The sequence below is a fragment of the Chryseobacterium sp. PTM-20240506 genome, assembly GCF_048296755.1.
Taxonomy (GTDB): domain Bacteria; phylum Bacteroidota; class Bacteroidia; order Flavobacteriales; family Weeksellaceae; genus Chryseobacterium; species Chryseobacterium proteolyticum.
On the sequence record NZ_CP182581.1, the window covers coordinates 3,813,750 to 3,837,781 of the forward strand.

The 24,032-nt window shown below is 31.1% G+C and carries 16 protein-coding genes; 5 read left to right on the forward strand and 11 right to left on the reverse strand.

Translation table 11 applies throughout. From position 1 onward, the window contains the following. Window position 1: 1 nt before the first annotated feature. The 8 genes from ACNFU2_RS17030 to ACNFU2_RS17065 form a co-directional block, all read right to left on the reverse strand. On the reverse strand, window positions 2–2,194 hold the full coding sequence (locus tag ACNFU2_RS17030; RefSeq protein WP_273650643.1) for a peptidase domain-containing ABC transporter: 2,193 nt from the start codon (window positions 2,192–2,194) through the stop codon (window positions 2–4). A 79-nt stretch (window positions 2,195–2,273) separates the two neighbouring features. Continuing rightward, window positions 2,274–2,447, reverse strand: a complete 174-nt coding sequence (locus ACNFU2_RS17035) for a hypothetical protein (protein ID WP_418122409.1) — start codon at window positions 2,445–2,447, stop codon at window positions 2,274–2,276. A gap of 99 nt (window positions 2,448–2,546) precedes the next feature. Beyond that, the gene (locus tag ACNFU2_RS17040; RefSeq protein WP_273650644.1) at window positions 2,547–4,052 is read right to left on the reverse strand and encodes a vitamin K epoxide reductase family protein; all 1,506 of its coding nucleotides are present in this window, start codon (window positions 4,050–4,052) and stop codon (window positions 2,547–2,549) included. 186 nt (window positions 4,053–4,238) lie between these two features. Further along, window positions 4,239–5,486: an erythromycin esterase family protein gene (locus tag ACNFU2_RS17045; RefSeq protein ID WP_273650645.1), complete on the reverse strand. Its 1,248-nt coding sequence runs from the start codon at window positions 5,484–5,486 to the stop codon at window positions 4,239–4,241. A gap of 110 nt (window positions 5,487–5,596) precedes the next feature. Beyond that, entirely contained in the window at window positions 5,597–8,767 is a 3,171-nt protein-coding gene (locus ACNFU2_RS17050) for a lantibiotic dehydratase (protein WP_273650646.1), read from the reverse strand. Window positions 8,768–8,771: 4 nt separating this feature from the next. Then, complete coding sequence (locus ACNFU2_RS17055; RefSeq protein WP_273650647.1) at window positions 8,772–9,965, reverse strand: lanthionine synthetase C family protein; 1,194 nt, start codon at window positions 9,963–9,965, stop codon at window positions 8,772–8,774. 222 nt (window positions 9,966–10,187) lie between these two features. Beyond that, on the reverse strand, window positions 10,188–10,397 hold the full coding sequence (locus tag ACNFU2_RS17060) for a class I lanthipeptide (protein WP_273650648.1): 210 nt from the start codon (window positions 10,395–10,397) through the stop codon (window positions 10,188–10,190). A gap of 277 nt (window positions 10,398–10,674) precedes the next feature. Then, window positions 10,675–12,426 carry a helix-turn-helix domain-containing protein gene (locus ACNFU2_RS17065; protein WP_273650649.1) on the reverse strand — a complete coding sequence of 584 codons (1,752 nt, stop codon included), beginning with the start codon at window positions 12,424–12,426 and terminating at the stop codon, window positions 10,675–10,677. A 195-nt stretch (window positions 12,427–12,621) separates the two neighbouring features. On the opposite strand from ACNFU2_RS17065, the gene ACNFU2_RS17070 reads away from it, so the two are divergent. The 5 genes from ACNFU2_RS17070 (at window position 12,622) to ACNFU2_RS17090 (ending at window position 20,445) form a co-directional block, all read left to right on the forward strand. Further along, window positions 12,622–12,804, forward strand: coding sequence for a hypothetical protein (locus tag ACNFU2_RS17070; protein WP_172284227.1), 183 nt, complete (start codon window positions 12,622–12,624; stop codon window positions 12,802–12,804). Between the two features lie 14 nt (window positions 12,805–12,818). Next, window positions 12,819–15,011 (forward strand): prolyl oligopeptidase family serine peptidase, encoded by a 2,193-nt coding sequence (locus ACNFU2_RS17075; protein WP_418122413.1) that lies wholly within the window; start codon window positions 12,819–12,821, stop codon window positions 15,009–15,011. Next, entirely contained in the window at window positions 15,012–17,195 is a 2,184-nt protein-coding gene (locus ACNFU2_RS17080; protein WP_273650651.1) for a lantibiotic dehydratase family protein, read from the forward strand. It begins immediately after the preceding gene. Continuing rightward, the gene (locus ACNFU2_RS17085) at window positions 17,196–18,041 is read left to right on the forward strand and encodes a thiopeptide-type bacteriocin biosynthesis protein (protein ID WP_306614986.1); all 846 of its coding nucleotides are present in this window, start codon (window positions 17,196–17,198) and stop codon (window positions 18,039–18,041) included. Window positions 18,042–18,213: 172 nt separating this feature from the next. Beyond that, the gene (locus ACNFU2_RS17090; RefSeq protein WP_273650653.1) at window positions 18,214–20,445 is read left to right on the forward strand and encodes a CocE/NonD family hydrolase; all 2,232 of its coding nucleotides are present in this window, start codon (window positions 18,214–18,216) and stop codon (window positions 20,443–20,445) included. A gap of 321 nt (window positions 20,446–20,766) precedes the next feature. On the opposite strand, the gene ACNFU2_RS17095 is transcribed toward ACNFU2_RS17090, so the two are convergent. From ACNFU2_RS17095 to ACNFU2_RS17105, 3 genes are all read right to left on the reverse strand, one after another. Then, entirely contained in the window at window positions 20,767–21,753 is a 987-nt protein-coding gene (locus tag ACNFU2_RS17095) for a DUF3810 domain-containing protein (RefSeq protein ID WP_306615071.1), read from the reverse strand. A 61-nt stretch (window positions 21,754–21,814) separates the two neighbouring features. Next, complete coding sequence (locus ACNFU2_RS17100) at window positions 21,815–23,260, reverse strand: MFS transporter (protein ID WP_172284214.1); 1,446 nt, start codon at window positions 23,258–23,260, stop codon at window positions 21,815–21,817. Between the two features lie 41 nt (window positions 23,261–23,301). Next, on the reverse strand, window positions 23,302–24,030 hold the full coding sequence (locus ACNFU2_RS17105) for a lysophospholipid acyltransferase family protein (RefSeq protein WP_172284212.1): 729 nt from the start codon (window positions 24,028–24,030) through the stop codon (window positions 23,302–23,304). Window positions 24,031–24,032 lie beyond the last annotated feature (2 nt).

The following is a 24,032-nucleotide window of genomic DNA, read 5'->3' on the forward strand; positions in this document are numbered from 1 at the left end:
ATTAATTTCCTAATTCAAGCTGATTTTTTACGAGTCTGTAATATTCCCCCTTCAGAGCAACAAGCTCAGTATGGCTTCCTTCTTCCACTACCTTTCCTTTATCTAAAACAATAATCTTATCTGCATGCTTTACGGTGGAGAGTCTATGAGCAATGACAATGGCTGTTTTACCTTTGAAAAACTGTTCAAGATTTTCCATAATTACTTTTTCATTGTTTGCATCCAATGCGGAAGTTGCTTCATCAAAGAAAATGTATTCCGGGGATTTATAAACTGCCCTTGCGATGAAGAGCCTTTGCTTTTGTCCACCACTTACGCCCACACCTTCATTTCCTATTTTGGTATTATAGCTTAGTGGAAGTTCTTCAATAAACTCTTTTATATTCGCTATTTCTACTGCTTTCCGTAGCTTCTTTTTATCAATATGATCTTCACCTATCGCGATATTATTAGCAATGGTATCATTGAAGATATAGCCTTCTTGCATAACAACACCACAATGATCCCTCCAGAATCTGGGTGAAACATTTGTTAGTTTTGTGTTACCAATTTTAATATCTCCCTGATTGGGTTCATAAAATTTCATTAACAGTTTGAGCAAAGTTGTTTTACCGCTTCCACTGGCTCCCACAATTGCTGTTGTTTTTTGATATGGAATACTCAGATTAAGATTTTCAAACACATAAGAATCCGAGCCTATATATCTGAATGAAAGATTTTCTATGTCAATATCCTTTTGAGGAAGGTCTGAAACATATTGTTCATCTTTATTCTCTTCGTCCTCTTTATCATGTATTTCTCCTAGTCTTTCAAGGGAAATTTTAGCATCCTGGGTTTGTTTGATAAAATCAATGAGCTGTAAAAGGGGACTGTTAAGCTGGCCTATGATATACTGTACAGAAAGCATCATCCCTAACGTGAGGTTTCCATCTAAAACCAGTTTAGCGGAAAGAAAGCTTACCAGAATATCCTTCATCTGATTAATAAAGTTACCTCCTACAGATTGCCATTGTTCTAGAGAAAGAGATTTGATCCTAATTTTAAACAGCTTAACCTGAAGGAATTCCCAATCCCAACGTTTCTGTTTCTCTGCATTATGCATTTTTATCTCCTGCATTCCATTGATCAGTTCGATAACTTTACTTTGTTCCTGAGAAACCTGGGAAAATCTTTTATAATCCAGCTCTTTTCTTTTGCCTAAAAAGAATGTGATCCATCCAATATATAAGATAGCTCCCACGAGGTAAACAATAAACAGTCTGTAATCATAAAGAAGTAATACTATACTGAAGATAATTAGGTTAACAAGTGAAAATAACGTGTTAAGTGATGAATTGGTCAGAAGCTGCTCAATTCGATGATGGTCATTAATTCTCTGCATAATATCTCCTGTCATTCTTGTATCAAAGAAACTGATAGGGAGTTTCATAAGTTTGATAAAGAAATCCGAAATAATAGAGATGTTGATTCTTGCAGAAAGGTGAAGTAAAATCCAGCTTCGAATAACTTCAATTCCCATCCTTCCTATAAAAAGCATGATTTGTGCAAGTAAGACCAGGTAAATAAAATGCAGATCCTGATTTTGTATTCCCACATCTACGATACTCTGAGTAAGAAAAGGGAATAAAAGGGATAATAAACTTCCTGCCAGTAATCCTACGGCAAGCTGAATAACCAAAGACTTATATTTAAATAAATATTTAGAAAGAAAGGAAAAACTAGCCTTACTTTCCTGATCATCAAATTCTGTTTGAAAGAAAGCTGGAGTTGTTTCCAGGATAAGAACAATTCCTTCCTCTGTATTTTCAGTGGCATTTTCACCAATCCATAATTTGATAAACTCGTCTTTATTGTAGGTGATGAGTCCATAACTTGGATCAGAAATATATACTTTATTATTTTTATCAACTTTATAGACTACGACAAAGTGATTCTTATTCCAATGTACTATACATGGAAAAGGAACTTCTTCAACAAAAGTATTAAAGTCCACCTGAACTCCTAATGAACGGAATCCTAAATCCTCAGCAGCATCACTCAGCCCTAATAAACTACTTCCTTCACGTGTAGTTTCAGAAAGGCTGCGGATTTGTTGTAACGATATACTTTTACCATAATGTTTGCTGACTATTCTAAGACATGTAGGACCACAGTCTTTAGCGTCAGGTTGCCTGTAAAAAGGAAATTTCTTCAAAATTCAAAATCATTTAAAAATGCCGTCATATTTTGACGACATTTTTTATTAATATTTTTTATACTAATTGTCATTATTTCTAGTAATTGCCGTCCATCAGTAAACATCTTTTGGACATTATTACCCTGCAAATTTCTGAAGGACAATAATCAGAATATAACACAAGTCTTCCGTTGGATAATGGTCTGCTGATTAAAGATTCTATTTGAATGCTTTTAGGATTCTGATGTGAAAAAAGTGGTATGTTTTTCATGCTATTAGTTTTCGATCAGTGTAAGCACTGTGATGACTTGTATAATGATGGTTATTTTTTTCCTAAATTAGTGAAATTTGTTAAATTATTGTAATTATTTTAAATTTCATCATCCTCAATTAATTCATCAATGAAATAATGAATATCCTCACGATCATATTTGTCAGGAAACTGAAATCCGTTAATAATTAAAATAGGAGTAAAGCTTAATCCCGCATTTAGATTTTCTTTTGACATCTCGTTTAATGAATTAAGATCCTCTAATTGGCCATTAGTACCTGCCAGATCTCTGATTTGTTTCTCATCTTTATTTTCAAACCAGGTTTCTACTATTTTTAAAAACTCACTTTCATGCTTGTTCTTATAGATACTCATAAAATCTGATAGGAGGCCTGTTGCTTTTTCGTTGGATTTTTCTGCAAAATAATTGAATCTTATCTGGGCAGAAATTTCATTCGGATATTTTTTTAAAAGGCTTTCTAAAATTTCATGTGCTCCCTTGCAAAAACCACAATAAGGATTTGAAACCACTGAAATATGGATTTTTGCATCTTTATTTCCCAGTGAAAAAGTTTCATTATCACTGAAAGTAATTTTTTCCTTATCTAAAAGCTCTCTTTTAAATAGATCATAATTTCTTTTAAATCTTAAATTTTTTGCATTCGACTTTTGAAGAGATTCCTTATCTGTAAGCAAAGTATTGAAATAAGAAACGGCAAAAAAAGTAATTCCCCATAATAATATGCTTAAAATGGCAATATTTGCATTGAAGTAAGAGTTTTCAAAAAAGAATAATGTTAAAATAAGTTGAGCTACAAGAACTGAAATGATTAATAGGCAAACTCTACAAAAAGTTTTTTCTACAAAAGCCTGAACATATAGTGAATAACCAATGGCAATAAGGGAAACAATGGTAAAGCCCTTTATTACATAACTTGTTGCAGGCAAAAATAATCCCAATACTGTAATTCCAACAAAATAGATTAAGGAGAAATCAGAAAATTTCAATCCCAGAATACTTGTTTTATCTTCATTAATAATTTTATTACAAGAATTCTTAATCTGATTTGCTGATGTATCACCACAAATGCTACCAATTACTGCTGATGTATTCCCAAATTTTTGATTAAAAATTTCCAGTGAAATATAGACTCCCACTAATGATAAGAAATTAAAGAGGATTTCAAACCATGAAAAATTCAGAATGGAATATAAAAGGATTACGGCAAGAATTGCATATATAAAAGGTCTGTAATTTGATATTTTTTGTTCTGCATTTTCTGTTTTCTCAAATAACAAAACAAAATTGGTCGCATTTTTGTGAAGTTCATCTTTATTTAATGTCTTTGATTTATCAGAATAAACGGAATATTGAGTTCCCGTTTTCTTAACCAAAGAGAAAGAATTATCTACAATTGCAATAAATTCTTCAGGAAGTTCATCCCAATATTCTTTATCCAATTCATAAGCATCATTTCTTACACCCAAAAAGTTGAGCGTATCACTAAAAGCAAGTGCTGAAGGGTAATTGGGATGCGAATTAAACTGGAAAATGAATTCCTGCTTATCAAGTTTTAAGTAGTTGATTAGTTTATCTAAGGTCATGTTAATTTTTTTATCTAAAATACAAAGATGTTTTAATAAAACAAATATTTCTTCCTTTATAGGTGACTTAAGACTGATTTTTGAATTTCGTTGCTTGTTATGTGTTAATAGAGATTTAGTAAATTATTGTTAATCATTTATATATGCTAAAATGGAGATTTGCTGAATTTTTGCAAGATGACATATTTAAAGGGTATGTACAGCTGCGGATGTGTTTTTGATAAAAATAATGCCATCAAAGAAGTCACTAATATTAACGTCTTTAGTATAGGAGTCTTCCCTTTCAGGACCATAACCAATAAACTTCATTTTCAGAAGCTTCTTCAGATTAGAGTTTTGATGTAAATCGATGAAGAACATAGTGTCTTTGTTTTGTGAGAAATAATATTCCCATGATTTCTCTACGATAGGGTTAAGGGTATAGGATTTAAAACTATTGTTTTTTGTGTCAATTCTATCAAGTGTTGCACTATAAGTTCCCTTAGCGGTTAAAGTTCCCAATGCATAATATTTATCACCGTAATGTTGCTTTAGGTATCCTCCCATAGCTAGATCTGTAATATTATAAGGAAATTGAAAAGAAATGTGCGCAGAATGTGCCCATATGATGACTTTCTTTTTTTCTTCCTGAATTTTTGAAATCATATTTGCCATTAATTCATCTCTTGATTTTTCCTCTGTCTTCTTCTTTGCTGCATAAAAAGTTGAAAAAGCGTAGGTACAATTGGCAAGGGCTAATTCTAATGAAGACTTAGAGGATTTCATTGTATTTTGCTTTGTAAATGCATCAATTTTTTGTGTAAGTTCATATCCTTCATTCCCATTTTCTATGAGAGTATTCATATCAATCTTAAAATTTTTGTCATTTTGTTTATTCCAGATAGAATCCTGGATATTTCCAATTTCTTTTAGCCTTAAAAGATCCTTATTTATATCTTCATTATTTGATCCAAGTTGTTGCTGCAGAATTTTAATTGCATTAGATACATAATTAAAATCAGCTCCATACAAAGTAATTTTATCTGAATGTTTTTGATTGTAAAGTCTAATCCATGTAAGGAAATTTTTAACTTCGTCTGTTTGCCATATGGATAAAAGATTATTCTGCATCACAGTAGACAAAGGAACTTCAGAATTTAATTCCTGATTAAGGAAATAAGTATCGCCGAATGCATTTTCAAAAATTATTGTTTTATAACCTTTATTGACAAGTTCCTTTATTAATGCTATTCTAACATCATTAAATTCTTTAGTGCCATGTGTTCCTTCCCCTAAACCAATAATACTTTTTGTATCAAAGGCATTTATTACTTGTTTCAGGTTTTTCCCTGTTTCCATATTTATAGAAGTATGTTTGTATTCCTGTGATTTTATAGTGGAATTATTAATCCATATAAATAGGAGGATATAAACCACTTTAAGTCTACTTAGCATAATATTTTTGTTTATTTCCATTTCAAAAGTATTTGTATAAATAAAGATAATTTCATCATTCATTCTTCTAAGCTGTATTACCAGAAGAGACGTAATTCCCTTTAAAAACCTTATTTTGCTAAAATCTCAACCGGCTTTTTTACTTTATTCTGATTGATCTTTTGATTATAATATCTTTTAAGGATATGGTATAATGAAAATTCGTATAGTCTTTGTTTATTAGTAAAAAGCCTATTGACACTCATATGTATAATACTTTCTACTAATTTATCATGAGAAAGCTGATGCAGGATTATTTCTTCCCTTATTAAGCTAAAGTAATGATCTATAATTTGAAACAATATTTCTCCTTCTTCTATATCTTCTACTTTCTTTTCATCTATAAGATTCTTATAATAGATTCTCTTTTGATTATAATCCTTATCTAGCTGGACGATTGTTTCCCTGCTGAACGAAAATTCGTTAGTAAAGTAATCACAAACATTGCTTGTATATTGACAAGCGTCTTCCAAAGAAATATTAAATGCTTCTATATATTTGTGTACAATATAAATTCCCACTTTCCATTTGATCTCTTCAGGATTTTGATAATTATGAGTGATTACTGTTAACAATTCTGTCAACATCATGCTGTCGTGAAAGAATATACTTTCAACAGGCTCGATAGTTTTCGCCCCATACCTTTCTAATTCTCTTTTATAAGTATTTTGAGAAATATCTATGATTCGTTTATCTTCATATAAGGCATTGAATACTTTATTTAAAGCTAAATGAGCTATTGTTGATTGTTTATTGCTGAAAATTCTTAATCTTATATGATAGTCTGGATCATTATATCTAATAAAAAACCACTTGTCAATACTTTTGTTTTCTATTAATACATCAAGTTCTTCCTTTAGATCAGTTAAAACTTTATCAGATTGATTAGATCCCATATAGATATTATAATATGTCCAATCACTTCCAATTATATAATTTCTTTGAGCACTCAATTCTTTTTCAGAACAATAAATATCATTAGAACTTATCTGAGTGGGAATTTGTTTTTTGAAAAAGTAAAGCATTTCATTATGATACTCATTTCCGTCAGTATCTTTGATCGCTTTATATTCTTCCAATATAGACTCTTGGATATTAATTACGGAATGTTTTTTAGCTTCTTCAATAAATATTTTCAAAGATGTAGCATGATGTGAATTAATCATCATTTCATTATCAAACATACTGATACTAAAGAAGGCTGGAATTCCTTTTTCTTTTGTATACTTTTCCCATGTTTCCAACAATTCGTGATCTGAAGAAGTATTTTCCAGGGCCTCAATAACTGATTTTGGTATTTTCCAGGATGCCTTTCTTAAAATGATGTTTTTATAATTTATTCTTGGGATTCTTTCGAAGAAGTCGGGTAAAAAACCTAAATCCAATGCATAGCTTCCAGTCCCCTGAAGTTCCTGAAGTTCGGCTAAAAAGGTGAAAATTGGTAATCCTTTTGCTTTGTAATTTAAAGCACAACTTAAATAAGGTAAGACTTCTTTTTTCTTTTGTTTTGACCTTAGTATAAATTCATCATTAACAAGTTTTATTTCCAAATCTGAAATTGGGATCTGATATTCTTGATCTACACTTGAATTTACTAAATAAGGTATCTCATATTTTCTTGAATTTGCCCTGTGCATAACATTTCCTAACCGATCCTGAGGAAGGTGGTTGAGCTCAGCAACAATTTTATCATGATGAATTTTTTCCTCGGCATCCACAATGTCATGATAAAGATCTTTGATTTGATCATCTATTGTTGAAAATCTTCCAATAAGGAAGTTGGCTGTAGGTCCCCCAGCGTATTTTAAGAATATTTTTTTATTATTTTCTTCATTGCTAACAAGAGATGTTGATACACAAAACGTTGCATTAAGTGATTTTTCGTCTTTAGGGAATTTTTTAAGTTCAGATTCTGTGATCTCAATATCGCTGGAATGACTAGATAAGCCAGCTAGTATTTTGTCTTTCCAAAAATCGTGTAAACTATTGTCCCATGTAATTTTTGTTAGAAGTGATCTATTTCTAGCTGTGTATTGGAAATCATCAACCAAATAATTTTTATGGGTACCACTTTTGTCTCCATATCCAATACCATATTCCATATCAACGGCGTCTGGTACAGGGACCCATTGGTTTTCATATCTCTTAGCAAAACTCTTTTTAAAGGCTTTTAGTTCAGAATTTTCTCTGCCTTTTAAACTGAGTCTGGTTAAAGCGTCCATTGCCTCGTATATAATCTTAATGTTTTCAGAATCAAAAGATGAGTTATTAGGCTCTTTTATTAAATCAGCTTGTAATAATTTACTTTTTGTAAAATATAAATTCCCAATACTTCTTATAGATTGGTATAGCTCTTCCAGTTCTTGGGTGTGATTTTCAAAATTTTGATTATCTAAGGTAGCTACCTTATCCAAAATATCTTCTATTTTTTTCTTTAGCTTCTGAATTTCAGTATTTTTTCCTTGACATTCACTATCAATTCTCATTAACGTGGAAATAATAATATTTTCATGACTTTCCCCAGTCGTAGAAGGTTTTAATTCAGACATGAAGATTTGAGCGTCAATTAATTCTTTTATAAAGGATGATCTTTCTTCATAGGAGTAGTCTTTAATTAAATCAAAATCGATCATCTCATGAATATAGCGTCCGTCTCTGGAAAACTTTAAAAGCTCCTCGATAATTTCAGAATACTCTACAGATGATAAATCATAACTTTTTCCTCCCTGTTCTAAGCTAACCTCTACATATCTGTATTTATTACCAAGTTTGTATAATGAGTTATTGGGCTTATATTTTAAATATGGAAAAACATATTCCTGCTTTTCAACATAGTCAGATAATTGATATAAGAATTCCATATCAAATTTAACTTTGACATGATTATAATCTGAGTTTGCATTGGGAATGCAAAGTTGGGTATTTTGTTGATGAGATTCTTCAACGACAGAAATTCCCGAAAAGGTACCGAAAGGAGTAGATCTGGTAGACATTCTTGATAAATATTTCAATACTGACTTTTCCAGTTTTTCTTTCTTTTTAAAATCTGTAATTTTATTGTTCAGGTAAAGATTTATTTGTTCTGATAATTCTGGCGAAGCATAATGGATTGCTATTCTAATTTGATCATCTTGTCTTATGACTTCCCAGATATCTGTAGTAGGCTCAAAAATTTTTTTAAAAAATGATAAAGGCAATGCCGGAGTCCTTATGATGGCTTTATTAAAATGTGTATAAGTCATATCCTTAGTTTAATAATAAAATATTATCCCAATCTGAATCTAGATTACTGTTTTCTCGCATTAATAGCATAATTGCTATTCCAATTTTTCCATTGAGTAATGATATAGTACTTGTATATTCATCATCTCCAACATAAGTTCTATAACTATGAGACTTTTCGTCTACTGAGTAAAAATCGAGAGTAGTTTCAAACCATTTTTGGGATGATTCCTTTAATTTTTCATTCGAGGTAATTTTATACAATTTTTCGTAGATGTATGAAACACCTGCAGTACCGTGGCAGATCATGGCATCTTTAACAACGAATCGTTCATGGTCTCTCTTCAATGCATTAATTGCAACTTGCTCTGCTATAGAATAGAGATAGGAGTCTTCCAGAAAGACAGCACTTTTTAATAATCCCAATGCAATAATATTGTCTCCGTAACACCATCCTAATGGAGCGTTATATGTACTTTCTCTGTTTGTATAGATAATACTTGGAAATTGACAAGAGTTTTCTTTTTTATAAAATTCCAATATCTTATTTGAAATGGCCTTAATTATGGATCGGACATCATGAGATATCTGGTTTGAATATTTTATAAGGAGACATAAGTTTGAAATGAGTCCATGAGCCATTCCTAAATTATATTTAGCTGTATAATCTCCTGATTCATCAAAGAATTCCAAACTATTATCTTTTTTTATTTGCTCTTCTACAATGAAAATATATTTTGAAAAAAAACTATCAATTTTTTCTTGTAATAAGACATTTTCACTTGCCCTCTCTAACAGACAAAGTGCAATTCCCAATCCGCCATGTAAGAAATCAAACTTTTTATTGTGAAGGCAGGCATCAATTTCTTGCAATAAAATGGTGTCAAAATCTTTTAAAACGACTTCAAATTCTTCTGAAATTATTTTTTTCTTTTTTAAAAGATTCAGGGCATATCCTATTCCTGCCAAACCATTGCAAAATGAATTGCCACCAGAATAATTATCTTCATTGATATCTTGAAAAATTTGGGTAATTACATCTCCAATTTTATCAATGTATTGAGAATCTTGGGTGTTCTCATATAATAAATAATATAAAATCAATACACCGGCTCTACCATTGAATAGAGAGTTATCATTAGTATTACATACATTCTCTGTTATATCTTGTTCCAGCTCGTGTATAATATTGCTGATATTTATATGTTTTGTTTTCATAGTTAATTATGATAAAGTGGTGAGTAATAGTTTTATTAATAAAAGAGCAACAAACAGCATATTTGAACTTAATTAGAGTAATTCGGTGTTGTGACGTATTGAGTTGTTAAAAATCAGTACAACAGATATAATCTATAAGCGATTAATATTATTATATTAAGGAATTAACCCCGTATAAACGGGGCTAGTTCCAAAATATAATCTCTTATACTTTTATTAATCTTAACCTTGAGGCTCTAAACCTTCTTCTTTTGGTCCAAGTGGTTTTGTAGTAGAAGAATCCATTGTAGAAGTACACCATCCACAAGTGAACCCAGCACATGTGCTACCTCCAAAATTTCCTCCTTTTACATTTGACATTCCCTCTGCACTTAGTTGAGCGATTTTTTCCTTGTTTAAGCTTAATTTGCCTAATGATACTTGTTTTTTCATTGTTTTAATTTTGATTTTTAATAATAATTTATTCTGTCATATAATCCCTGACATCCGGGAGTGTTTGCTATTAGCGTAATATTCTTGTCTTTGTGCGCACAATTAAAAAATATTATTTGTTAACCAATTTTTGTTTTTGATTACAGAGCAAACTTACAGAACAAAACATCCCGAAAAAAAGGAATAGGATGTGTATTTATAAATGTATAGGCATTGATTTATAAATATATTTTATTTAAGTATCTGTTAATTAGGTTTTTGTTAAGGATTTTGAAGTTTAATTCTGATTATGGGATTTTTCTACCTCTTTAATATAAATGGAAAGTGTAGTTCCTGTTTTTTTCTTAAAAGCAATGGAAAATGCTTGTTCATTATTATATCCCAATTCCTCTGAAATGACAGAAAGCTTGTAAGATCTAAACTTTTTATCATGAACTAATCTTGTTAACGCATAATTAATACGAAGATCATTAAGGTATGATGCGAAATTTTTTTCCTTATATGTATTAATAACATCCGATAAATAGGCAGAATTTGTTTTTAAAGTTTTTGCCAGACTACTAAGTGTAATTCCCTTTTTCAAAAATTGTTGCTTGGTCTCGAAATTTTCTAATCCCTTTAAAATAAACTGTACAACATCTTCAGGAATTGATTTAGATTTAGATTCAATTTGATTAAATGGTATCTTTTTATCAGAGATCTCAGTAATTACGACATTAGGCTCTGGTTCTGTAAACGCATTATTCTTTTCTTCTATGGAATGAATTAATTTCTGAGCAATTTCTCTATGCCGTTTTTCCGAGTTTTTAGATTTTTTATAGAGATATAAGAGGACTAAAAGACCAATAAATAATATACTTATTGAGATGTAGAGAATTTTTTTTCTGTTTTGTAGGTCATTAATTATATTCTCTTTTTCTTTTAATAATTGAGGAGTATCATATCTTCTAGGTAATTCTCGCGAAATATATTTAAATTGCGAATCTAATAATTTATCAACCTTTAAGAATCGCTCGATATAGTAAAGTTGTTTTTCTTTATTATTTTTTTCTTTATAATAATCAATCAAGTAAGTATATATATCACGAAGTTCAGGAAAAGTATTGTTGCTTTTTTGTTCTATAGAGTCAATTGCAATAAAGTTTTCTGCTGCTTTATCCTTATTTTTCAATCCATCATAGGCTTTTCCCAGATTTAATAATGTATAGCTTATATTTAGATCATTTTCATTTTTGGCAAAAAACTCTTTACATTTTAATAATTTTTCAATGGCAATATCATATTTGTTTAATTTCAAATTATAAAAGCCATCTAAAAATAAATATTGGTGATATTTGTAACTATTCTTATTTTTTAGTGCTGCTTGAACACCTTCTTGTATTAATATTCTAGCAGAGTCCATTTTATTAATCTCAATATAGGTGTCAGCTAAATTATAATGGATTCTACCCTGCTCAGCTTCGTTGAAGTAATTTCCATGATACAGGTAGAATCTTAAAATTTTTGCAGCTTCTGCATGTTTTCCAATATAATTATTTAGGTAAGCAACGCTAATATTTGCAATAGCTATTTGCCTTTCATTATTTTTTTCTTTCGCATATTTTAGACCTAGCATATAATTTTCAAATGCTAGTTTTAAGTTATCATGTCTTAAGTAAAGATTACCACGTAATAAGTAAATTCGTGCAGGATATATTTTTTGATCAAGATCTTTTTTATAAATCGATATGCTATCTATATATTTTAGAGCATTTTGAAGGTCTAAATTAAAATGCATGAGAACATAGCCTTCAGTTATTTCAGTAGTATTTTTCTCGTTTTTTGCTTTTTGCAAATAATATTTTGAAATTACATTAGCATTACTAATTTTATCGTTACCCACATAATCATAGAATTTTTCTTTTAATTGGGAATATGAATATATTTTTAATGTATCATTTATCTTACCTTTTGAAGGTGAAAGGTTAAATACTAATATGAATAATAATAAATATGCTGATCTCATTGTTCCACAAATAACTGGATGCAAAATTATAATTTTTTTAATAAATTATATCGACAAATAATGAGTTATTCTGTTTGTGTTTAAATGTTTGTTTGTCAGTTATTTATTTGTGTTTTTATTAAGTTAGATTTATAAATTTATATGTATTTATAGATGTGCAATTAAAAAAAATTACTTTATTTGCAACTCTTAATTATAGAACTTAAATTTTAAAAAAAAATGGAAAAAAAGAAAAAATTATCTTTGGAAAAAATTCAGATGGTGAAAATTAACAATTTGAGCAAAATTGTTGGTGGAGGATCTAAGAACACTGTAATAGGATTTGAAAATACGGAAGAAGGAGGATGCCATGATCCGAATAATACAAGCAAGCCAGTTGAGACAATACATGCAACTGCCTAATAATTTAATAAAGAATGAAGTTTAGAATATTTTTGGTTATTTCTATTTTAAATAATTTTTTATATTCACAAACACCATTAGCCCCATCAATCCCTGTTACAGACAGTTATTTTGGGGCTAAAATCGTAGATGAATATAGAAATTTAGAAAATTTAACTGATCCTGACACAAAAAGATGGATTAATATTCAAAATGACTATACAGATCTTATCCTAGATAAAATCCCAAGGAATAACTATTATCTGAATAAAAGACTTGAGCTTGAAAAAAGACAAGGCTATTTTATTTCAGAACTGAAAATTATAGAAAATAATAAATATTTCTACTTAAAAAGAAATGGTGATGAAAAAATAGCTAAACTTTATTGTAGAAATGGGTATGATGGCAAAGAGGAGCTACTATATGATCCAATTAATTTTATATCCTCATCAAAAAGCAGCGGGAAGGATAACGAATTTAAAATCAATCTAATAAGTCCGAGCTGGGATGGTAGCAGAGTAGCAATTTCATTATCAGAAAAGGGTAAGGAGATATCCGAAATAATAATACTGGAAGTAAAAGATAGAACGATCCACCCGGAAATTATTACTCATGCAAATCCATCATCCATTGCAGGTGTTAAATGGCTGGATGATAATTCAGGTTTTTTTTATGTATATTATCCTGTAATTGATCCTAAATCTCAATTATTCGCAAAAAATACTCAGGTAGTCTTACACAAACTAGGAGAAGATCCTAATCACAGAAGAGATGTGTTTTCTAAAAAAAATAATTCTGAATTAAATATAGCAGCAGAAAAGTATCCCGGAATTTTAGCATTTAATCCAGATGATCAATATTATATTGGAATGGTAGTAGATGCGGAAGACTATAGGGATACATTTATTATTAATAAAGACGATTTTTTCAAAAATAAAAAGAACTGGAAAAGCCTGTATAAAAAAGATGATAAAGTTTTTTATGTAAGATTGGCGGGGAATGATATTTATTTTCTTTCAGGTTATAATTCTTCCAATTTTAAACTGTGTAAAACAAGTGCACAAAATCCAAATTTTAGAAATCCTGAAGTTTTAGTTCCGGAATATAAAGATGAAGTATTTAAAAGTTATGTAATTACAAAAGATGGAATTTATTATACCACAACAAAAAATGGAGTAGAAGCTAAATTATACCTTTATAGAAAAGGTCAACAAAAGCTTATAAAGCTTCCCTATGTAAGTGGAAATATAAATCTACAGGCGAAAGGCCAAAAATTTTCAGATATATGGATCAATTGTTCAGGATGGGCAAATGATGAACAACGGTATAAGTATGAGTTGAAAGATGATAAATTTATACTGGAAAATTTAGTTCCAATCATAGATTATCCTGAATTTAAGGATATTGTAGTAGAAGAAATTACAGTAAAATCTTATGATGGTGAAGATATTCCTTTATCTATTATTTATAATAAAGCTTTAAAGAAAGATGGTAAGTCTCCAATGCTTATTTATGGTTATGGAGCCTATGGTGAATCTTATCGCCCTTTTTTTGCAAGAAGTTATTTAATTTGGGCTAATCAAGGAGGTATAATGGCTATAGCACATGTCAGAGGAGGAGGAGAAAAAGGTGAAAAGTGGCATCTTGATGGACGGAAAATTAAAAAAGCGAATTCCTGGAAAGATTTGATATCATGTACAGAATATATGATCAATCAAAAATATACTTCTCCTGATAAAATAGCTGTTTGGGGACAAAGTGGAGGTGGTATTTTAATGGGAAGGGCAATTACAGAAAGACCGGATTTATTTAAAGCTGCTATTATTGAGGTTGGATCTCTGAATACTTTAAGGGGTAAACTGAATGGTATAGGAGGTACTGATGCTGATGAATTTGGAAATATAGATGATCCGGAAGGTTTTAAAAGTCTTTTAGAGATGGATTCATATCATCATATTAAAAAGAATGTTGAGTACCCTGCCACTTTATTAATTACCGGAATGAATGATACAAGGGTTGCGCCTTGGCAATCAGTTAAGTTTGCTGCAAAACTAAGTGCATATAAGAAGCCTAATAATCCTACATTACTGAAGGTTAATATGGATTCTGGACACGGTGTAGAAGATCCAGCTTATAAAATTCATGAAAGAAATTCGCTAATTTATGCTTTCGCTTTTTGGCAGCTAGGTCATCCAGACTATCAACCTGTAGAAGATACAAAAAAATAAATGCCACAATTTCCCTATTCATTTTTTGACCAATATGTGGTCCGCATACCTCACTATTCAAATAAAGAATTTCTAGAAAATTCAAATAAGAAGTTTTTTAATGATGAAGATTTGATGGAAATTTGTAAACGACCTTCTTTTCAGGAATCTATTTATCTAGCATCTCCAAATCTTTACGAAGAAATTATTCAATGGCTGGATTCAGGAAAAAAGCTTGCACCTAAAAAACAAGATAAACTGAAAAGCACTATAATAAAATATTATGGTCGTATGAGTACACGATGTACGCCATTCGGGTTGTTTTCAGGTATAGGATTGGGCGAATTTAAACATACTGTTAAAAAGCATGATGGAGGAAGGAAAATTCGTCAAACTAATTTGGATATGCTTTTTTTGGTTGCATTAGCTGATTATTTAGCTAACGTGCCAGAAATTAAAAGTAAGCTTTTATTCTTTCCTAACAACAGTATTCATATAATTGGAAATAAAATTCGCTTTATTGAATACGAGTTTCATAATGGAAAAAGAGATTATATAATATCATCGGCCCCACTTTCTGACGAACTTAAGAAAGTATTATATTACGTAAAGGAAGGACGAACAATTATTGAAATTGCAGAAATACTAATTGAAGAGGATATAACCATAACAGAGGCTATCGGTTTTGTTGAAGAACTTATTGAAAACCAGGTTTTAATAAGTGAAATAGATCCTAATGTTTCCGGGAATGATTTTTTAGATGAACTAATTTCTGTACTTGATAAAATTGGGGCAAAAGTTGAAATTGGGGTTTTGACATCTATTAAAGATAAGTTGAGTGGCTTAGATGATTGTTTTGGAAATCACATTGGCGTTTATAGTGAGATTGAAAACCTGATCAAAAGTTTTGGAATAGAATACGAAAACAAATATCTTTTTCAGACTGACATGTATTTTTCAGATCAATTTGCATTGCCGGTCTTTTGGAAAAAAGAACTTAAAGAAACAATCAGTTTTCTAAATAAGATCTCTTTGAAAAATAATGATACTAATTTTGATAGGTTTAAAAAAGCATTTTATAATAGATTTGAAAGTGAGGAGATTCCATTATTATATGCTCTGGATACAGAAATTGGTATAGGGTATTTGCAAAATGCCAGTGCCAAAGGAGTGCATCCTTATTTAGATGATCTGGTAATTCCTGAAGAAAAAAGGAAGTCAGAGTTGAATGCCAAGTTCAACCCTGTTCAGGTTATTTTAAACAAAAAAGTTCAGGAAAGCATACTAACAAATAGTTATGCGATTAAGCTTTCCGATCAAGATTTCGAGGGCTTTGATGAAAATTGGGGAGATTTACCAGACACTATCTCCTTCATGGCTGAAATAATAGTTGCTGAAGATCAGGAAAAATTATACATATCCAGTAGCGGAGGTGCAAGTGCAGCTAACTTGCTGGGCAGGTTTTGTTCAGAAAAATCGGATATAAAAAATTTAACGAAAGCAATTGCTAAAAAAGAATCAGAATTAAATAAGAATGTTATTCATGCAGAGATTATTCATTTGCCAGAAGCAAGGATAGGAAATGTGATTAGAAGACCATCTTTACGAGAATATGAAATTCCTTATCTGGCACAATCCACTTTACCTATAGAGAATCAGATTTTTATTGATGATTTATATATTTCTTTTAAGAATAATAGGATTGTCTTGCGTTCTAAAAAATTAAATAAAGAAGTTATGCCTTATCTGAGCAATGCACATAATTATTCTGCTCATTCTTTACCTGTTTATCATTTTTTATCCGATCTTAATGCCCAGGATCGTAGAGTTGGAATATATTTCAATTGGGGGGATTTAAAAAAAATCTATTATTTCCTTCCAAGAGTAGAGTACAAGAATAGCATTCTCTCTAAGGCCCAATGGCGTATTACGGATGAGCATATAATTGACGTGAGCCAGTTAATTAGTGATGAAGAATTGTTTTTACAGAGCTTAAAAGAGTGGAGAGAAATTCGAAAAATTCCTAACTGGATACGGTGGGTTAAGTCAGATAATACTTTGACTTTAAACCTGGATAATTACGAAATGGCCAAGCTTTTTGTACAAACAATAAAAAGCAAAAAATCAATATTCATTGAGGAGTTTTTATATGATGCTGATGATTTTAGTCATCAGTTTATATTTCCTCTTTATAGGAATCAATAGATGGAAACTGAAACTATAAGAAAATTTACTCCTGGTAATGAATGGATATACTTTAAAATCTATACCGGAATAAAAACAGCAGATTATATTTTAGATGAAGCAATCAAGCCTTTAGCTGATTATCTTCTACAAAGCAATATCATTTCAAAATGGTTTTTTATCAGATATCATGATCCTCAATCACATATACGGGTTAGATTAAAATTAAATAGTGCTGGAGGCTATGATGAAATTTTAAAAAAAATAAACAAAAGTCTAGAGGATTATACGGTGAGTGGAGAAATCTCTAATATTCTCATTGATACTTATAGTAGGGAGATTGAAAGGTACGGTGAACATACTATTGAAGACGCAGAAACCTTATTCTCTTTCAATAGTAGTTTAGTTTTGGATTGTTTATATATGGATGATGAAGAGAAAATTTTATTAAGTCTTTTTCATATTGATAAAACATTGGATATGCTTCATCTTTCTATTGAGGAAAAACTTAGTTGGCTTAAAGACTATAATTATGCATTTAAGAAAGAATTTAATTCTGATAAAAGCCTCAATAGTCAACTGGATAAAAAATACAGAGAAATTAAGCCTAGATTAATTGACTACTTTCTTTCAGATAATTATAGAACAATAAGAAATAGGATTGTTTATAGTATTACTAACAGTAGGCAAGTATTTGACAATATTAATCAATCCATAGAGTTTAAGGGGCAAAGTTTTTTTCAAAGTATATTCCATATGAACATTAATAGACTTTTTGCTTCCGATCAAAGAATATTTGAAATGATTATATATGATTATTTACACAGATATTATAAAAGTATTCTTTTTACAAATAGACCAAATTAGTAATCTTTGTTGATTACGGTCGAATGTTAGTTAAAGCGTTTTGAAAGCCAGGTGTTTAGATTGATCTTTTGAAAGATTAATCTTCGGGTTATGAATTATTCTTATTTTTGTGATAAGAGGCTTTACTAATTTATTTCTATCAAAGATCACAAATATTATAAATATTATTAAAATGAAAATAAAACTGGTAATTATCGTATTGTTCTTTATCAATACCATGTCAGCACAAAAAATATACTTTCCAGCAAAGGCTGCAAATGATTCCTTAATTCTCGAAAAAAATATTTCAGATTTTGCTGCCAAGTCAGTTGGGAAATATGAAAAATCTAAAGGATTAGATTCTTTGGAAAAGCAACTGAAATTGGAAATTTTAGCAGGTCGTTTTAAAAACGCCGTTACAACTATTGGGAAATACAGAAATGTTTTTGCAAACAGTAAATATGCCTGTACCAGATTTGTTAACTATGAAATATATGCTTTAGCTAAAGATATTGAAAAAAATGAAAGAACGGTTTTTCCAAAAGCACTGGAAAAAGCTTTTAATATTAAATATGCTGAGCTTCCTGAAAAATATTCATTCCGGGTGGCTGAAATCTTTAGTGAAGATATTCCATTACAGAGAACTAAATTGAAAAAAGGCTTGATGGCACTGAAGAATGATAGTATTGCGAATGCGGCAGCATTGGGGCTTGCTATGAGTTACCTGGATCTAAGGGTTTCTTCTCAAATTCAATCTAAAGTGACAGACCTTTTAATTTTAAAAGACAAAGAAAGATATACGATTGAGTCATTTAATTTAAAAACAAGCGGTGGGGGCAATGTTGAAATAACAATTATGCGTAGGAAAGGGAATGAAAAACCTTTGCCGGTTATTCTTACCAATAATATCTATGCCGGAAAATATGATTATGCTGTTGGAAAAAGAGCTGTAGCATACGATTATGTCGGAGTGGTTGTAAATACGCGTGGGAAGAGAAATAGTCCGGATGAAATAGAGCCTTTCGAGCATGAATCGCATGATCTTTATGATGTAGTCGACTGGATCAGTAAACAGCCGTGGTGTAACGGAAAAGTTGGGATGATTGGTGGTAGTTACTTAGGCTTCAGTCAGTGGGGAGCCGTGAAAAAACTACATCCAGCGCTAAAAACAATTGTACCTCAGGTTTCCGTAGGAATTGGAATTGATTATCCGATGACTAATAATGTATTTATGAGCTATATGCTGCAATGGATAGCATATGTCACTAACAACAAATTAACAGATGAATCTGATTTCCGGAATTTTGCAAAATGGGATTCTATTAATACAGCTTGGTATAAAAGTGGAAAGTCCTTTAGAGCTCTTAATTCTGTAAAAGGTATAAGAGATAAAATTTTTCAAAGATGGCTGGACCATCCAAGCTACGATAAATTTTGGAAAGACATGGTCCCTTACAAAGAAGATTTTTCAAAAATTAATATTCCTGTTCTTACTACAACGGGGTTTTATGATGACGATCAGCTTGGAGCGATGTACTATTTCCGGGAACATCTTAAATATAATAAAAATGCCAATCACTATGTTGTAATGGGGCCTTACGATCATGGAGGAGCTCAAAGTTATGGTGTAAATATATTAAGAGGATATAAAGTAGATCCTGTGGCCAGAATCAATATAAGCGATCTCGCTTTCTCTTGGTTTGATTATATTCTGAAAGACGGGATGAAACCTGAACTTTTAAAAGACAAGATAAATATTCAAATAATGGACACTAATGAGTGGCTCCATGTACCTGCCTTAGAAAAATCGCATAATAGTAAACTAAAGCTTTATTTCACAAAAAAAGAAAATGAACAATTGGTTTTGACTAAAGATAAATCTGGTGTATTGAATTCAACAAAACAAACAGTTGATTTTAAAAATAGAGACGATAAAGATGTATATTTTAAAGTAGGAAAAAGTGATAGTATAAAGATAAATAATTCTCTTGTTTATCAGACAGAGGTATTGGATAAAGATCTTATTATTAGTGGTGCATTTAATGCACAGATAAAAGCGGCTTTGAATAAAAAAGATATGGATATTACAATATCCTTAATCCAGATAAAGCCAGATAATAAAATATTCTTTTTATCCGACTTTCTTGGAAGGGCCAGCTACGCTGAAAACAGAGAAAAAAGACGTCTTCTTGAGCCTGGAAAAATTGAAACCATTCCGGTCGTAAATTCGATGTTTGTTAGTAAAAAAATACCTAAAGGAAGTAAATTGGTTGTAATTTTAGGAGTAAACAAGAATTCAGCATATCAGGTCAATTATGGTACTGGAAAGGATGTAAGTGAAGAAACAATTGATGATGCTACAGAACCATTGAATATTGAATGGTATAATGATAGTTATATAGAAATTCCAACTATCGAAAAGTAGAGTTATTTATATAAAAGTGATAAATTCTAAATTTTGTTTTATTGCCTTATTTGATTATTTTTTTAATTATAATTCAGTAATTGATATTTTTTTTTATTGAAAAGTAAAATTTACTACAGAAAACATATATTTGGTGTAAACTCAAATAAACTTAAAAAATCATAAAGTTTTCATAAAGTTTTACAAATAAATAAAAATGTTTTTGTTTTTATAAATATTGTTGTACTTTTACATCGCCTTGAATGAGGGAACAAGTCAAGGTAATAAATTTTTTTTCATCATTTGTGTTTTTAGAATCGTATCGCCTGATACGATTCTTTTTTATTGTTCATAATTCAACAGTAAATCAATGAAATAGGAATAGGTTACGGAGCCTTCCTGTTGATTGCTTTGTAAAAATAAATTATTCGTAAAACCAAAGAAGTCATCAAGCCATCCCTGATGTTTTAAAATAAAGCTCTTTTCATATAAGCGATCCCTTTTCATCCCAGAAGAATAATTTTTTATTACTGCTTTTGCAAACGCAGGGTCTTCCTCTGCAATAAACCTTAAAAGACTTTTTAATGTAAAATATTCAGTGCTGTATCGCAAATCTGAATTTTTAGAGTTGATACCAACCAGATATCCGATGAAGTTGGCTTCTTGCTCTCTTGCGAAACCTAATTGATGGGAAGTTTCATGGGCTAGAGTAAATGGAATAAACGAAGAGGGAAGCTTGGAATTGTACTGTGCTTCTGCAGTAAATGGATTATAGTACCCCAGGATGCCTGTGAAATTCATTATATCCTTGAATAAACTCGGTTTGATTGAATTTACGGCCGCTACTTTTTTATCTGAAATGTACTGGGGAAGCATTAATTGTTGCGAAAGAATTTCTTTTTGAATGATTTTTAAATTACGGATCACAAAGATTCCGTTTTTATCCTCGGACACAAGTTGTCGGGTAGATTTACATTTTTCAAGATATATCAAAGCTAGCCTTCTGGCTTTTTCTATATTGGGTCTTTCCTGGTTTCTTAATTTTTTAATTATCGGGGTCTGAAAATACAGCATTCCCCATGAAACCTGATAAGAAAAATAAAAGAGATTAATCACTACTAAAAATTTTAGTAAGGAACTATTTCTCTTTTTCCTATTGAAAAGCTGGAAAATAAGGTATACACAGACAATGCCCAGTAGGACGTATAAAACATCTCCAAATGAGAAAGGGATCCATGAGAATATAATCTGATGAAATACCTTTTGTAGTTCAAAAAACTTTTCAAAAACAGAAATGAATAATTGTGATTTTGAAAACGCAAAAAACAAAAAGAATTGGGCAAGTAATATACCTGCCCAAAATCTTTTTTTCTTATATGTATGTATATTTTTAGTGTCCACTACCTTTTGAAATTTTGTCAAGATCAATTCCCTGAGATCTTAAGATTCCACTTACACGGATTGCATAGAATGCCAGATAAGCAAAGCAAATTACACCCACAATATAACTGAAATGAATAGAGGTGAGGTCGGCTACATAACCTTGAATAATACTTACTATTCCCCCTCCCATAATCATCATGATCAGGTATCCGGAACCTTGGTTTGTATGCTTGCCAAGACCATTGATAGCCAAAGCGAAAATACAAGGCCAGAGTGTTGAACAGAATAATCCTACGCTTGTGAAGGCATATACTGAAACCATTCCTGTAGTAAACATTCCTATTAATAAAGCGGTAATTCCTGCGCAGGAAAATATAAGAAGCATCCTGGCTGGATTTCCCTTACTCAGAATGTCACAGATGATCATTGCTATGATGATAAACGCATAAACATAAAAATGATTGAGATCGTGTTTTGCGATTGCATTTACTAGTAAAAATACACCAAAAGCTAAATAAGGAGCTAGAAATCGTAAAATCTTTTTAAATCCGGCACTCAGATCAAAAGCTTCAACAGCACCGGTCCAACGACCAATCATTAGAGAAGCCCAATATAAGGATATGTAAGGAGCAACATCTTTTGTTGCAAAACCTAAATGTTTCTCCATATAAGCAGGTAAGTTACTCGCTGTAGAAACTTCTACACCCACGTAAACAAAAATAGCGATCATTCCAAGTACCAGCTGTGGATATTGAAAAGCTGATTTTCTATGTTCTCCCGGAACAGCGTCATCTGTGTCTTCTAAATTGGTTGGAGTAACTGCTGGAAGAGAGGAGAATTTAAGCATGATTGCAACTAAAACAAAGGCCACTCCTAATATTAAATAAGGCGTTTTTACACTTTCTATGCTCGCTTCTGTATTGGCAGCAGCGGCAGATCCGAAAATAGCAAAAGAAACAATCAGTGGTCCAATTGTAGTTCCCAGGTTATTGATTCCTCCTGCCATTGTTAACCTTTGTGATCCGGTTTCAGTAGGTCCTACCTCAATTGCCAATGGGTTGGCTACGATTTGTTGTAAAGAAAAACCTAATCCAACAATAAACAAACCTGATATCATCAGTGGGAACGATCCCAAATTGGCTGCTGGATAAAATAATAGGGTTCCAGCGGCAGAAATAAGAAGCCCGGCAATTAATCCATTTTTGTATCCGATTCTATTAACCAGGTCTTGCTTAATACCTTTAGAAATAACCATATAAATTAAAGAACCGACAGTATAGGCGACATAAAAACAGATCTGCACCAGCATACTTTCGGTTTGACTTAAGTTAAAAGCTTTTTGGAAGACTGGGATCAAAATATCATTACTTGCTGCAACAAATCCCCAGAAAAAAAATACAGTGACTAATGGGATAAACTGTCCCCAATTAGTTTGTTTAGAATAATTCGACATGTTTGTTAAAGATTTCTTAATAACAAATATAATTATTTCTTTTAAATAGAGCGTTCTAGCAAGGTTTTTTTTATTTCGTTAAAAGCTTGCGTTTTCATATCCTTTTGAGATGCCGAAGGCTCCATAATATCATTGAAATAAACCTTTACTTTACCGGGGTGGCCTTTAGAATTATCGAAGGGAAACATTTCTTTCAAGCCAATAAAAGTAAAGACTGCTATCGGAGACTGATGTTTTGTAGATAAGGTAAAAGGTCCGTCTTTGAATTCGTCCAGAAGAATAGACGTGTCGTCAGGCACACCGCCTTCCGGAAAAATAACAATACTATTTCCCTCTTCCATTTTTTCAGCACATCTTCTATAAACATCTGCACGGCTTCTGGCACTACTTCGGTCTACCATAACGCAGATCCTTTTATAGATGGTGCCGAAAATAGGAATTTTCACTAACTCCTTTTTTCCTACATAACAAAGAGGGTGATGTGGAAATAGAATGCATGGAAGCATAATATCCATTATAGAGGTATGGTTGGAAATAACTACATATTGTTTTTTTCTGTCAATCTTTTTATCCGTAAGATTAATCAGCTCATAGCGAAGCCCCATACCATAAAACATTCCGTAACACCAAAAGCGGATAAACTGATAGGCATATCTGTAGTGTTTTTTGCTAAAGGATAAAATATAAACAGGTATTCCAAAAATGATCGTTAAAAAAAAGGCTAATATCAGAAGCCAGAATCTCCACAAATAATTTAAAATCTTTACCACAA